Annotated in this window: 10 protein-coding genes and 1 rRNA gene; 7 read left to right on the top strand and 4 right to left on the bottom strand. The window is 42.8% G+C overall.

Annotated features, from left to right (window positions below; genetic code table 11):
- Positions 1–119: 119 nt before the first annotated feature.
- Positions 120–235, top strand: a 5S ribosomal RNA gene (rrf, locus tag AB204_RS04680).
- Between the two features lie 69 nt (positions 236–304).
- Here rrf and AB204_RS04675 read toward each other — a convergent pair.
- The 4 genes from AB204_RS04675 to AB204_RS04660 form a co-directional block, all read right to left on the bottom strand.
- Positions 305–658 (bottom strand): YfiM family lipoprotein, encoded by a 354-nt coding sequence (locus AB204_RS04675; protein WP_152671496.1) that lies wholly within the window; start codon positions 656–658, stop codon positions 305–307.
- 117 nt (positions 659–775) lie between these two features.
- Entirely contained in the window at positions 776–2131 is a 1356-nt protein-coding gene (gene pssA / locus AB204_RS04670) for a CDP-diacylglycerol--serine O-phosphatidyltransferase (RefSeq protein WP_047962216.1), read from the bottom strand.
- Between the two features lie 203 nt (positions 2132–2334).
- A complete protein-coding gene (locus tag AB204_RS04665) occupies positions 2335–4977 on the bottom strand; it encodes a bifunctional acetate--CoA ligase family protein/GNAT family N-acetyltransferase (RefSeq protein ID WP_047962215.1) in 2643 nt (880 codons plus the stop codon).
- A 110-nt stretch (positions 4978–5087) separates the two neighbouring features.
- Complete coding sequence (locus tag AB204_RS04660) at positions 5088–5774, bottom strand: tRNA-uridine aminocarboxypropyltransferase (RefSeq protein WP_047962214.1); 687 nt, start codon at positions 5772–5774, stop codon at positions 5088–5090.
- Positions 5775–5907: 133 nt separating this feature from the next.
- Here AB204_RS04660 and AB204_RS04655 point away from each other — a divergent pair, with 133 nt between their 5' ends.
- The 6 genes from AB204_RS04655 (at position 5908) to AB204_RS04630 (ending at position 14020) form a co-directional block, all read left to right on the top strand.
- Positions 5908–6945, top strand: coding sequence for a tRNA/rRNA methyltransferase (locus AB204_RS04655; RefSeq protein WP_047962213.1), 1038 nt, complete (start codon positions 5908–5910; stop codon positions 6943–6945).
- 873 nt (positions 6946–7818) lie between these two features.
- Positions 7819–10017 carry a TonB-dependent siderophore receptor gene (locus AB204_RS04650; RefSeq protein WP_200898199.1) on the top strand — a complete coding sequence of 733 codons (2199 nt, stop codon included), beginning with the start codon at positions 7819–7821 and terminating at the stop codon, positions 10015–10017.
- Positions 10018–10114: 97 nt separating this feature from the next.
- A complete protein-coding gene (locus tag AB204_RS04645; protein ID WP_047962212.1) occupies positions 10115–11158 on the top strand; it encodes an iron-siderophore ABC transporter substrate-binding protein in 1044 nt (347 codons plus the stop codon).
- Positions 11145–12155: a FecCD family ABC transporter permease gene (locus AB204_RS04640; RefSeq protein WP_047962211.1), complete on the top strand. Its 1011-nt coding sequence runs from the start codon at positions 11145–11147 to the stop codon at positions 12153–12155. The genes AB204_RS04645 and AB204_RS04640 overlap by 14 nt, the downstream gene beginning before the upstream one ends.
- Positions 12156–12158: 3 nt before the next feature.
- The gene (locus AB204_RS04635) at positions 12159–13205 is read left to right on the top strand and encodes a FecCD family ABC transporter permease (RefSeq protein WP_047962223.1); all 1047 of its coding nucleotides are present in this window, start codon (positions 12159–12161) and stop codon (positions 13203–13205) included.
- Positions 13205–14020, top strand: coding sequence for an ABC transporter ATP-binding protein (locus tag AB204_RS04630; protein WP_047962210.1), 816 nt, complete (start codon positions 13205–13207; stop codon positions 14018–14020). The genes AB204_RS04635 and AB204_RS04630 overlap by 1 nt, the downstream gene beginning before the upstream one ends.
- Positions 14021–14205 lie beyond the last annotated feature (185 nt).

The following is a 14205-nucleotide window of genomic DNA, read 5'->3' as shown; positions in this document are numbered from 1 at the left end:
CTAACCAGTACTAATGAACCGTGCGGCTTAACCTGACAACACCGAAGGTGTTTTGGGCGTGCGGGAGCAACAGTTTCAACTACAGACAGCAGCTTGTTCGGGATTGAATACAGGATTTGTCTGGCGGCAATAGCGCGGTGGTCCCACCTGACCCCATGCCGAACTCAGCAGTGAAACGCCGTAGCGCCGATGGTAGTGTGGGGTCTCCCCATGTGAGAGTAGGGCACTGCCAGACATTCAATACGTCAGAAAAGCCATCCGGAATAGGATGGCTTTTTTGCGTTAAATCATAGAGCCTAAAAAATTACTTCATAGATTGATACAAGCTATAACCCGCTATAGCGCCAGCTATATCATAAGCCATATCGTGCCAACTCCAGCCAGTTCCAGATGGACGGCTATCATAGAATTCTTTTGCTGCACCAAGACTGATTGAGAACAACATACCAAATTGTGCACTTTCACGATGCCTCCAATTTTGACGATCTCCATATGCGTTTCCGGCTGCTGATACAACCGCAGAAAATAGAAAATGTTGCGCTTTATCTTTGCCAACCCAATTATCAGTGGCTTGACGCATATTAGAGCAAGATATATTTAATAGGAGAGGGAAGATTATTAATATATTTTTTATGAGGATGATGACAGTTTTCTTCATCTTAATTTAAGCCATGATTTATTTTTTAAAAATCATAGCCGCTTGATAAATAAGATACAAAAATCCCTTCTCGTTATTGCGAGAGGGGATTCAAAAATTGATAATTATTTATCTATATTACAGTATTCTGCTGATTAATCGATCAACTCGAATGCGTCGTAAACGGCGTATCAGCTTACGAACTTTAACAGGATAGAGCTGGATACTCTCCAGTTCCTGATAATTGCTGATAATTTTTGTGTGAGTACGAATGCAATCCAGCTCCATAGAACGTTGTTCTTGCATTTCTTGATGAGGATCGTGGATAAGAATGGCATTTTCCAGATCTAAACCCCAAGCACGAGGATTGAGATTATTACCTGTAATCAACTGCCACTTGTTATCAATCCAGATACCTTTTAAGTGATAAGTATTGTCTTGATCTTTCCATAACCGAATGGTTAATTGCTGGCTATCGATAAATTTTTGTAACCGGCTCGTAAAGCGACGCAAGTTTATTTCATACAAGTAGGGCAATGCCCCGATGATCCTAAACGGTTCTTCTGGCGGGATATAAAAATCATTGGCTGTTTTATCTCCAATGATGATCTCAACTTGTTTCCCTTGGCGAAGTAGCCGCGATATTGCCCGTACCAAAACTGCCGGTAAATTGAAATAAGGTGTACAAATCACCAACTTTTTTTCAGTGCAGGCCAACAGATGGCAGATCGTTTTATTCAGTTGGTTCTTTTTACCTAAACCAACTAAAGGTGTTACAGCCAATTCTTCATTTGAAGCTTGGTTTTCGAATTGATATTCAGAATCTCGTAATGAAGCACGGAATTGGCGGATCAGATTTTTAATCTCAAGACTACGAGGACGATTGTGACAAGCCAAATTTCTTACGGCTTCAGCGCTGAGCATACTGTCATCGATAAACTGCTTCATAATTGCTGCAAGTTTTGCATTGTGCAGCAAGTGATAACGGTCATAACGGTATTTTTCATGGCGATGCAGATAAACATCATTAATGCTGGCTCCGCTATAAATGACTGTATCATCAAAAATAAAGCCTTTCAGATGTAACACGCCCAATGCTTCACGTGTGTTCACAGGAACACCCAGAATAGGAATGTTGACCTCAGGATAGCTTTCAGCCATGGAACAGTACCAATCTGCGTTTGTTGCCGCTGCTTCTACGCCAATACGACCACGTTGAGCACGATGCCAGTCAACCAGGATTTTAATGTCCAGTTCAGGGCGTTTCTGTTTGGCGACATACAATGCAGTCAGAATATCCCGTCCAGCATCATCGTTTTCTAAATATAATGCCGCGATATAAATATGCTTTTGGGCGTTCGCTATGCGTTCCAGTAAGGTGCTGAGGAACACTTTAGATTGATAAAGTGTTTCTATGTCAGCAACTGACTGCGGTAGTTTAGGCAGTTGTGCAAGGTGTTGTTGGTGTTTTGCTTGTTTAAATTTGGACAACATCACAGTGCGTTTTTTCTCTTAGTTTAGATGGAATACGTTCCATCATAAGGTGTATGAATCAAAATGATCTGGCGATGATACCACTAGTTTGGCTCATTGTTAGTATGAATTAACGTTCCTGAGCTGATTGCTTTAAGTCTGTGCGATTCATCACGAAGTGAAATTTTTCCTCATCTTCATTGGATACACGCTTAAATCAAACTTTAGAGTTTTAGGACAAGATTAACAATGCCATCCTCCAACTGGATATCAATAGCAAATCCAAGCTTCTTGGCAAGTTGAATCATATTACGGTTTTCCGGCATAGTAATCGCATTCAAGACTTGAATACCGTGTTCTCTCGTGTAATGAATCAGCTTAGTCATGAGCTGATATCCTAACGTAATTCCCTTGAGATCTGATCGCACTAATATCGCAAATTCTGCTTCGATATTATCGGGATCGGCCATAGCACGGGCGACACCGATAATTTCAGGTGTCGTTGTAGGGTGACGTATCGCGACAAATGCCATTTCCCGGTCATAGTCAATTTGGGTCATGTTGGCGAGATCGTCATGAGTGAACTCACTGATTTCACTGAAATAACGATAATAAAGATCTTCTTTTGTCACTTGGTCGATAAACGTTTTCAGCAGAGGCTCATCTTCCGGCAAAATTGGGCGCAACAGACATTCAAGATTGTCTTTTATAGAGATAATTTCTTCCAGCTCATTGGGATAAGGGCGAATAGCAAGTCTCTTGCGAGGATCTCCTGTTACCGAAGTTAACTCCATCGTCACATCCAATAGAGTGAGCTCATTACCCGATACAAGTAGCGGGTGAATGTTCATGCGAGCAATTTGCGGACAATCGATCAGGAGATTGGATACCCTAACCAACAATTGACTGAGCAAAGGGATATCCAGCGGCAATAGTGATCCCCCTGATTTTATTTTGCCTCTTTTTATTGCCTGGATGACCAGATAACGGGCTAACGCCATATTCAGGGGAGGAAGGGCGACGGCAGCTTGTGTTTCATCAATCCAATCAATGCCCCCTTCTCCCAGCATGATTAAAGGGCCAAATATTTCGTCTTGCTCAATAGAGATTCTCAATTCTTGTGCGCCAGCTCGGTTAGCCATGCTTTGTACTAACAAACCGTGAATTCTGGCTTGTGGGAAGTTTTGTTTGACGCGCTCAATAATAGCCTGTGCTGCTGTTTTGACTTCATAGGAATTACGCAAATAAAGCATAACCCCTTGAACTTCTGACTTGTGCGGAATATCAGGAGATCGGAGCTTCAGTGCAACAGGATAGCCAATTTTTTCAGCAATATTGACCGCATCATCACTGGTATGGGCTATCCAAGTCGGTAAGGTATTTAAACCATAGGCTTCAAGAATAGGTTGTACTTCATGAGTATCCAATCGAATATTTCCGCTTTCAAGGGCTTGTTGTATGCACTCATGAGCACGAGCTGTATTCGATGTAATGCCAATTGGCAGGGATGGTGTCTCTTTGAGTTGTTTTTGATTTCGTTGATATTCCACCATATGCATAAATGCCGTAATTGCGCCTTCTGGTGTGCGATACGTTGGAAGACCTGCTTCACTAAACAGACGTCGAGCTTCTAATGAAGAATATTCTCCGCACCAATTAGTGAAAATGGTGGGCCATTTTCCGCGCGGATGTTCCTTAATCGTTTGGATGACTCTGACAGCCGTAGATTGGCTGTGAGATATCGCACAAGGAGAATGAATTAACAGTAAGGCATCATAGTCATGGTTATCTAAAAGCAGCTTAAGTACAGCAATATATTGCTCGGTAGAGGAATCATCACCGATATCTAAAGGATTGCGGAGAAGAAGCGTTTCGGGAAGTATGCCGGATAATTCACTGATCGTTTCTTCATTTAACACGGCGAGTTTTCCGGTTCTCCTGAGTAACTCATCCAGCGCCATCGCAGCGGGGGCGGCTCCATTACTGACGATTAACAAGCGCTCTCCGCGCAGTGGTCGCATAAAACTTAATGTTTCCACAGCAGAAAACATTTCATGTGTATCTTGTACACGCAGTAAACCGGCCCGCTGAATTGCAGCATCATAGGCAGCATCGAAATTCTGTTGTTCCCCCAGTAATTGCTGAGCTTTTCGTGTGCGACTGCTTTTTACAACCAGAATGGGTTTATTGCGTGAAGCGCTTCGAGAGGCAGAAAGAAAACGCCGGGCATCGCTGATATGTTCGAGATGTAACAAAATGGCACTCGTCTTGCTATCTCTAGCTAGGAAGTCGAGCAGATCATCAATATCAATATCAACACTATCTCCAAGAGCAATAAAATATGAAAAACCGATATTGCGATGATGAGCCCAGTCGAGAATCGTATTTGATATTGCTGCTGATTGCGAGATGAAGGCCAGTTTACCTTTCAGGATAGGAATAGGGGAAAAACTGGCATTCAGCCCTATCCAGGGTGCCAGAATGCCGAGGCTATTCGGCCCCAGAATGCGGATATGATATTTCTGGCTATATTGCTTTAGTTCGTTAAATTGCGATGGTGGAGAGGATAGAATAATAACGGTTTTGCATCCGTGTTGAGCCAGTTGTTCCAGCAACGATAGATTGCGGCTGTGATGGGTGCAAATGATAGCAAGGTCGGGGCACAATGGTAGCTTATCGATAGAAGGATAGGCCAATACACCCAGAACAGCATGCTTGTTTGGTGTTACGGGCAAAATGGGACCCGTAAAACTGCCCATCAGTAAATTCCGCATTAACATTGAGCTGGCTTTTTCTTGTTTTTCAGAAGCACCAATAACGGCAATAGATCTGGGGCGTAATAATGCTTCAAGTCCGCGCTGGCTCATTTCTGGAGTTCCTCATAAGTCATTACATCAATAAATAATCACTATAGATTAAACAGTTACCATGAATAACTTTAGCCACCATCAGTTACTTTAGCGGAGGTTGTCAAGAATTACTGTGATTGACTCCCCGGACGATTAGATTTCCCAGCCAGATATTGTTCACGAAAATGATTGAAATGGCCGAGTAACGAGTGTGAGGCTTCAATATCCCCAGCCAATTCTAGTGCAGCGGCTGCAACTTCGGCAGTACAATGCTGCTCTTGCCTGGATGGAACTCGCAGTAAATAATCCATTTTGGCAATATTATTAATAGACAGCAGGGGAATATCATCTAAATATGGGCTTTTGCGAAACATTTTCCTTGCCTCAGGCCAAGTACCATCCAATATAATGAACAGCGGTGATTTCTGGTTATCAGGAAGCTGTTGATACACAGTACGAGGAGGCGTGGCGTAGCTGTCTGGGAATATCAAATAGGGCTGACGGGTTGGGTCGTTCAACACCTCAAGCATTTGTTGATCGGGTTCAGTTCTGGACCAGAGAAAAGCGTGTGTATCGGGCAGTATATCTGCAATCAACTTTCCAGTATTGCTGGGTTTCATAGGCTCAGTATCAAACATGATAAGACAGAAGCGGCTTTCCGCGTTTGCGGGTGAGATTATTTCACACAGGCAGTTTTTTTGGGGCAATAAACAATGCAAGCAACGTTGTACTCGGCAACCCCTTGCCTGAAACGGGCGGGTAGAACGGGCAAGACGGTGTTGGCGAAGCTGATAAACGGCGTTGTTATTTCTCATTTAAGAACTCAAACATGTTCGTGGATAAAACCAGTAAAAATTAACGGATATTTTAATGGATTGTCGTTGCCAGAGGTAGCTTCGGGCGCGCACATCGGGTAATCTTCGCGCCATAGCGCAGTTGGAGAAATAAATGAACGATTCCTATAGTGGTAAGAACGGTAAAGTCAAAGTGATGTATGTCCGCAATGAGGACAATAACGATAATCGTAAAGATAACGATCGTCGTAAAAACAGTGACAACCGTAAGAATAATAAACGTCCGTTTGGTAAAGGGCGTGAGCAAGGTGACCGCCGTCGTGATAATGAACGCCCTGCGCGTTCAGACGAACGCTCTCCTTGGAGAACTGTTTCTCGTCCAGAGGGAGAGCCACTTAAACCAGAGCATAGTGGTATCAGTGGTAAAAGTTATATCGACCCTGAACAGCTTCGTCGTCAGCGTTTGGAAGAAACCCGTATTTATGGGGAAAATGCTTGTCAGGCAATGTTCCAGAACCGCCCTGATGCGATTGTTCGGGCTTGGTTTGTTCAATCAATCACCCCACGTTTTCGCGATGCCCTTAAATGGATGGCGGCAAATCGCAAAGCTTACCATGTGGTTGACGATGAGGAACTGACTAAAGCATCGGGTACGGAACATCATGGTGGCGTTTGCTTTTTGATCAAGAAACGCAATGGAATGGATGCGGTGACCTATTTGCAGCAAGCACCTGCAAAAGATTGTGTGTTGGCGTTGGAAAATGTAGGTAATCCACATAACCTTGGCGCAATCATGCGTAGTTGTGCACATTTTGGTGTACAGGGTGTTATCTTGCAGGATACAGCGATGTTGGAATCAGGTGCGGCTGTCCGTACAGCAGAAGGTGGTGCTGAGCATATCAAAGGCATTGATGCCGATGGATTCACAGCTACGCTGAATAAATTCCGTGACGAAGGCTATTCGATTGTGACCACATCAAGTCATAAGGGAAGCACAACACTGGCACAAGCAACATTACCAGAAAAAATGGTTTTGGTATTGGGGCAGGAAAGTGATGGGTTAAGCGACAGTATTTGGGAAGATGGCGACATTCGTCTTTCTATCGGTGGTACTGGTCGGGTAGAAAGCCTGAATGTTTCTGTTGCAACAGGCATTATGCTGGCGGAATGGTGGCGTCAGAATAAGGTCTAATTTAATTGAAAGTAGAAGGAGATAGTTTACTCTCCTTTATTAATGAGGCTCTGACTAAATAGTCAGAGCCTTTATTTTTTCCTTAATTTAATCAATCTGTTTTTATTTTTATAAAAAAATATTTTGCAAAATTAAATAAAGAAATTTTTTATTGTTTTTCAATGCAATTATTTTATTGATTTTTTATTTCTATGATATATAAATATCGAACATAGAATTTACACTATTTATGATTCATTTATGTTATTAATTCATGCTATTAATCAAACTAATGAATTTATCTAAATACTTTACTTTCCTAGGGTTGTTAATAGTAATAATTTTAATTATCATTTAATAAAATAAAAAAGATAAGGCCATAACCTACCATGAGCCAGAGTTAACACTCTCCCTGATTGGGTAGCAATATCCAGGAATTTATATAGAGATGTATCGCGCTATTCCCCCTATTTATGCATGGAAACAAATGCGTACAGGATATGAATGGAAGATTTTATTAAATACATTCGCTGAATACTCATTGGGAATATCAACCCTCTCATTTAGTTAAGGAAAACTGACTATATACCAATCGGCACTTTGTAGTTTATGACAAGGAGCAAGCTTACTCTGTTGCATCAGATAAATTTCAATGGCCTGAAAATTATCTCAACGAGATATTCAGTACGCCCTATCAGATTCTGAAATTTGCTGGAATGTTAGTGAACCCACTTCATGCTTTACGCGAAAAATATTCTGTTGCTGTTGAGACAGACGAGTGATGGAAACATCAAAGTAAACATAACAACAAATTATTTTGGTAACGGAATGAGTAGAGTGATTAATCCAATTTTGCAATCAAATTATTTAACCAAAAGAATCGTGCTTTCTCTAATGATTTTGCTCATTTTGGCGGGAAATAGTGTAGCTATGGCAGAAGAAGCACAAAGGAAGGAGGATAGGATTGTTGTAACGGCTGCATCGGTAGAACATGAAGGTATCACGGAAGATACGGGCATGTATAACACGTCATCAATGGTGACATCGACTGGCCTGAACTTGTCTGCACGTGAAACACCACAAAGCGTCAGTGTTATGACTAAACAGCGTATGGTGGATGAAAATCTGGATAGCGTTAAGAGTGCTATTGATAGCATCACAGGCATGACGGTTCATCAGGCTGATAGTGATCGTTTTACCTTTTCTTCAAGAGGAATGACGGTCAGAAATATGTTGCGTGACGGTGTACCTACTTTTTACGACATCCGTTTTAACTATGGTGATAACTTACTGGATACCGCCATCATTGATCGCCTTGAAGTCGTTCGTGGTGCTGCGGGGTTAATGGTAGGGCCGGGAACACCTTCAGCTGCCGTTAATGTGATTCGCAAACGCCCAACCAGTGATTTTCGTGGTGAGGCTACTTTAGGTGGTGGTTCCTGGGATAAGTGGCGGACTAGCCTTGATCTGTCTGGTCCATTAAATGAAAACGGAACTGTCAGAGGGCGTTTTGTTACTGCTTATGAGCGCTCCAATTCGTTTATTGATCGTGATAAACATGAGAAATATCCTTTTTACAGCATTCTTGAAGCGAATCTAACAGAAAATACTTTGCTGAGCATTGGCACTGATTATCAAATCAACCATACCCGCGGTGGAATGTTTGGTGGTTTGCCGATTTATTTTAAAGATGGCAGTAAAACTGATTACAAACGTAGTAACAGTTATGCGCCTGATTGGGCCTTCTCCAAAGTTCGTTCGTTTTCGACTTTTACCAGCTTGCAACACAAATTTGATAATGGCTGGAGTGTGAAAGGTACCTTTACTTATGACAATAACTCTCTTGATCAAAAAGTATTATGGGCGACCGGTTTCCCTGAACGTGCAACGAATGAAGGGATGTATCCGGGTAATATGACGTTGATTGACGGATCTCGTCGCCAGCGTAATTTCGATTTACAGGCAAATGGTAATTATAGGTTATTAGGGCACACGCATCACGCCAGCTTTGGTTTGAACTACCAGAAACAAAATTTCCAGAATGATTACTATTATGCCACTTGTATGCTTGAGAAAAATCCAAATGAAAACGATCAAGCCAATACAGGGAAAAGGAATAACTGTAAATATTTAGGAGATTTTACTAAATCTTCATGGAGTTATGCTGAGCCAACGTGGAGTAAGCAGAGAACAACAGGGTCTCATGGCTATATTGAACAAACCGCAGGTTATGCTGTTACACAACTCTCTTTAGCCGATCCAGTTACATTGATCCTTGGTGGACGTGTCACCAGTTGGAAAACTCGTGGTGATAACTTTGGTACGTCACAAAATGCCAGTTATAGCGATCAATTCGTACCGTATGGTGGGTTGGTTTACAACATAACACCGGATTTCTCGGTTTATGGCAGTTATACTAAAATTTTTGATCCAGAAAGCCGCATTGACCGTAGTAACCAACTCCTTAAACCCGTCTCCGGTGAAAACTATGAGCTGGGTCTGAAAGGTGTTGCCTTGGATAACGGTCTTGATTATTCATTGGCACTTTTCGAAATTCGTCAGAATAATTACACGGTTGATGATAATTCTGGAAAACCGAAAGCACCCGAAATTCCAAAGAATGCCAGAGTTTATTATGCAATCAATGGGGTAAAAACCCGAGGCTTTGAAGCTGAAGTCAGTGGTCAGATTACCGATGATTGGCGTATTTATGCGGGTTATACCCAATTCCGCGCGACCATGCCAGGTGGTAAGCGTACCAATACAGAAGATCCAAACCGCTTATTCAAATTGTTCACGACTTACACTTTGTCTGGTGTGATGAATGATTTAACGTTGGGTGGTGGTATTAATTGGCAGGGTAAAACATGGCGTGATCTTACCGGGCCTGATGGAAAAGTACGCCAGGATGGTCAAGGTAGTTTTGCCACTGTCAACTTGATGGGACGTTATCAATTCACGCCAGATCTTTCCCTGACAGTGAATCTGAATAACTTATTCGACAAGAAATATTACACCTCATTTGGTAGCTATACCCAGTACTACTATGGTGCACCGCGGAATGTTGAAGCAACTTTGCGTTATCAGTTTTAATTAAATCACGGACGGCGACAATGTATTTTTATCCATTTGAACAACAATCGCTCGAACAACAATTTCTTGAACAACAAACAGTAAAGGGTAACTGGCAATGGCTTTGACATGTTGCAAGTTGTTGGTCATCGTACTGTTGATACTACTGGTAAGTTTGTTGATTGGTTGCGACAGATCGTCAACTCCGAAACATTTACCAGTAAACCGGACTGGTTACCCCAAAGAAATCACTACTGCTTTAGGTACAGCGGTAATTAACCAGCCGCCCCAACGGATTGTGGCGTTAGGAACAGGTACTGAAGATATTTTGCTCGATCTGGGCATAATTCCTGTTGGCATTGAATCTCATCGCTGGGGTGGCGATGCCGAAGGATATTTGCCTTGGTTCAGGGAGGAGATAGCGCGGCGTGGCGCAGAATTACCTGCCATTATTGAAATGTATCCTGAATTGGATATTGAAAAGATCATCAATTTGAAACCAGATTTAATTTTGGCGACACAATCAGGTATCACGAGGGAACATTATGAGCATTTATCCCATTTTGTTCCCGTCGTTGCTTATCCGGAAAAGCCTTGGCAGACGACACCACGACAACAGATTGAGCTGGTGGCGCGAGCGTTGGATAAAATAGAGCAAGGTGAAAAGCTCGTTGTTGAGCTGGATAACATGCTGACTCAGGCGGGAAACACCATCCCGAATATTACACGTTATCATTTTGCCTATATTAAAGCAGGAACAACCAGTAATACTTTATCGCTCTACGTCAAAAACGATCCACGTGTGGATACGCTAATACATCTCGGTTTATCTCTATTTCCGTTGGCTGGCTCCTTGAATGCACCTTTCGGCAATTTTTCCGCCAATATTGGTTTGGAGAATGCCGACGTGCTTAATGGGGTTGATATTTTGGTCACGTGGTACACCAATGAAAAAGAGCGTCAGGCAACGGAGGCCCTGCCTTTATTTCGATCTATCCGTGCTGTTGGTCAAGGGGGATATATTCCATTGACCAACCAGTCCATTGTGATGTCCATGTCCTATGGTTCGCCCCTTAGTTTACGCTGGGGATTACCCAAATTTATGCCGTTGTTAAAACAGGAATTGTTGAAGCAGGAGACAGCAAAATATGATGAACCCTAAACGGCGAATTGCTCTTACATTTGGGTTGATGTTCATGGTCGTGCTGACTTGCTTTTGTGTTATGGCCAGCTTAAGTTTAGGCTCAAAATCGTTGCCTTTGTCAGCAGTCTGGCAACATTACTGGCTAGGAGATAGTGGCAGTTATTACGATTTAGTGATCAATGCCCGTGAGCCTCGCACATTGATTGGTTTAATGGCTGGTGCGGCACTGGCATTGGCAGGGGCTGTGATACAAGGATTATTGCGCAATCCATTGGGTGATCCCGGATTGCTGGGCGTTAATGCAGGGGCAGCGGCTACCGTGGTCTGCTTTTCTTTCATTCCTGTTTTAGATGGAATACCTCGGTTTTGGACTGCGTTTATTGGCGCGAGTTTGTCTACCCTTTTGTTTTACCTGCTTAGCGGAAGATCACGCAGTACTCATCTTTCTCGGTTGGTCTTGACAGGCGCATCAATCAATATCTGTCTGTTTGCACTTGTGCAGGGTGTCATATTATTAAATCCACAAGTGATGGATAGCTATCGTTTTTGGACTATCGGTTCATTGAGTGCCATGTCATTGAGTGATGCCAGCTTGCTGATTCCTTATTTGCTGGTGGCAGTGATATTAACGCTTTCTTTGAGTTCTTCCTTAAATGTGATGGTTTTTGGTGAAGGGATTGCAGGCTCATTGGGAGTAAATGTTGCCCGAACCCGAATATTGTCTTTGCTGAGTGCGACAATGCTGGCGGCGGCTGCGACAGCAATGGCCGGCCCTATTGCGTTTGTTGGTCTAGCTGCTCCTCATTTGATGCGAGCATTGGTGGGTAGTGATTTCCGCTGGTTATTACCTTATTGCCTGCTTGCGGGTTCTTGCTTGCTTCTAATATCGGATGTGGTTGCTCGATTACTGATAGCGCCAGAAGAAATCATGGTTGGCATTATTACGGCGAGCATCGGTGCGCCTCTACTTTATCTGGTTGCGAAAAGTCGCGCCCAAAAAATGATGGCGGAATAAATGATGACACTGATACATTCGCCAATTAAGCAACCAAAAACGAAAACATTTAAACTGGGAAGCGCTGTTTTGCTTGCACCTTCATGGCAAGTGAGCAGGGTAGTTTTTTCTGTTTTACTGCTCATTGTGGTGTTCTTTTACCTGTCTTTAGCTATGGGCAGGGAAGGGATTGATAATCCTTTTCTGTTGATAGAAACGCCTTACCAGAAATTTATCCTTATGGATATCCGCTTACCAAGGGCGTTAGTGGCAATTGGTGCGGGTATGACATTGGCACTTTCCGGTTCCCTTTTTCAGCTCACAACCCGTAATGCACTTGGCAGCCCGGATATCATCGGCGTTAATGGTGGAGCAGCAGTGGGGATCGTAATGGCGATGGTTGTTTGGCCTGATGTATTACCTGTTCCATTGGGTGCACTATTGGGTGCTATGTTTGCTGTCTTGTTGGTTTATCTCGGTAATAGCGCGGGAATCGGAAATATGTCGGCTAACAAGATCATTATTTCGGGAATTGCGATTGCTGCGTTGTGTACAGCATTTGTCGATTTTGCTTCCTCGAATATCCGGCTTGAACAGGCTCAACAACTGAAATCATTATTGAGAGGTAGCCTTGTCAGTCAAAATTGGCGAAATGTTGCACTAATTAGCGGAATGGTCATTTTCATTCCTGCTTTGTTTTGGTTAGGCAGGCAATTGAATTACACCCATTTTGGAGATGATCTGGCTAATACTCTTGGTGTACCTGTGCGTCTTATTCGGATTGTCAGCATATTATTGGCCGTAACTTTTGCCACCATGTCAGTATTGGTCGTAGGGCCAGTTGCATTCATCGCTTTGTCTGCCCCGCAAATTGCCCGCCGCTTGGTGCGAAATAAGGGTATTGCACTGTTTTGTACTGCGTTGGTGGGTGCGTTGCTAATGCTGGCTTCTGATTTAATGACTCTGATATTACCGACTTCAGCCCGTTTACCAGTGGGGGTGATTACGGCTGTGGTTGGTGGAGTCTATTTGATGTATTTACTGTATTCCGAATTAAGGAGAACGCGATAATGTCATCGGATGATCATTCCCCTGAGATGGTTTCACGGCTGAAAGCCCATGATCTTTCACTGGCATACGGTAAAAGAACCATCATTAATGGTGTTAACCTTGCCATTCATGATGGTGAATTTAGCGTCATTATTGGCCCAAACGGATGTGGAAAATCAACACTGCTGCGGGCTATCAGCCGCAGTATGCAGCCCCAACGTGGGGAAGTCTTGCTGGATGGAACCAATATTCACCATCATAAGCCTAAATCAGTTGCTCGTGAGTTATCTTTGCTGACACAAGGCGCTGTCGTTACTGAAGCACTGACAATTTATGAGCTTGTTTCTCGCGGGCGTTACCCCTATCAATCTTTCCTGCGTCAATGGTCGGCAGAAGATGAGAGAGTGGTCAATGAAGCGTTGAAGGCGGTGGATTTATGGGACATGTCACATAAATTGGTGAGTGAACTGTCAGGTGGACAGCGTCAGCGTGCTTGGTTTGCTATGACATTAGCCCAGCAGACACCAATTATTTTATTGGATGAACCAACAACTTATTTGGATATTTCTCACCAAATTGAGCTGCTTGATCTTTGTCAGGGCTTGCATCGGCAAGGTAAAACACTGGTATTGGTTTTACATGATATTAACCTTGCTCTGCGCTACGCCTCGCGTCTGATTATGATAAAAGATGGTCAGGTTTATGCAGAAGGTGTTCCTGAGGAAATTGTAACGGTACAAAATATTACCGATGTATTTGGTTTGGCATGTCGGATTATTCGTGATCCTGAATCTAACAAGCCATTGATTATTCCTAAATATAAACCCATAGCTTAGGATGAAAAATAGGAGAATATGAAATATCCGCCTGATTACATTATTTCGTTTTCTAATTACCCAATAAATACATTTCTAATTAGCGGTTAGACATTTTTTATCTCTTTTTATCCCATCGATATATCTTTTCATCATGTCTCATTGAGTGATATATCAATAGAGTTATTACTGAGAATCATCATTCA

The organism is Xenorhabdus khoisanae, from assembly GCF_001037465.1.
In the GTDB taxonomy this organism is placed as follows: Bacteria; Pseudomonadota; Gammaproteobacteria; order Enterobacterales; family Enterobacteriaceae; genus Xenorhabdus; species Xenorhabdus khoisanae.
Note: the sequence above shows the minus strand (reverse complement) of the source record. Positions and strands in the feature narration are given on the sequence as shown.

Bases quoted from the DNA above. Each gene is read 5' to 3' on its own strand.
- AB204_RS04675 (WP_152671496.1), bottom strand. From the start codon at position 658: ATGAAGAAAACTGTCATCATCCTCATAAAAAATATATTAATAATCTTC.
- pssA (WP_047962216.1), bottom strand. From the start codon at position 2,131: ATGTTGTCCAAATTTAAACAAGCAAAACACCAACAACACCTTGCACAA.
- AB204_RS04665 (WP_047962215.1), bottom strand. From the start codon at position 4,977: ATGAGCCAGCGCGGACTTGAAGCATTATTACGCCCCAGATCTATTGCC.
- AB204_RS04660 (WP_047962214.1), bottom strand. From the start codon at position 5,774: ATGAGAAATAACAACGCCGTTTATCAGCTTCGCCAACACCGTCTTGCC.
- AB204_RS04655 (WP_047962213.1), top strand. From the start codon at position 5,908: ATGAACGATTCCTATAGTGGTAAGAACGGTAAAGTCAAAGTGATGTAT.
- AB204_RS04650 (WP_200898199.1), top strand. From the start codon at position 7,819: ATGATTTTGCTCATTTTGGCGGGAAATAGTGTAGCTATGGCAGAAGAA.
- AB204_RS04645 (WP_047962212.1), top strand. From the start codon at position 10,115: ATGGCTTTGACATGTTGCAAGTTGTTGGTCATCGTACTGTTGATACTA.
- AB204_RS04640 (WP_047962211.1), top strand. From the start codon at position 11,145: ATGATGAACCCTAAACGGCGAATTGCTCTTACATTTGGGTTGATGTTC.
- AB204_RS04635 (WP_047962223.1), top strand. From the start codon at position 12,159: ATGACACTGATACATTCGCCAATTAAGCAACCAAAAACGAAAACATTT.
- AB204_RS04630 (WP_047962210.1), top strand. From the start codon at position 13,205: ATGTCATCGGATGATCATTCCCCTGAGATGGTTTCACGGCTGAAAGCC.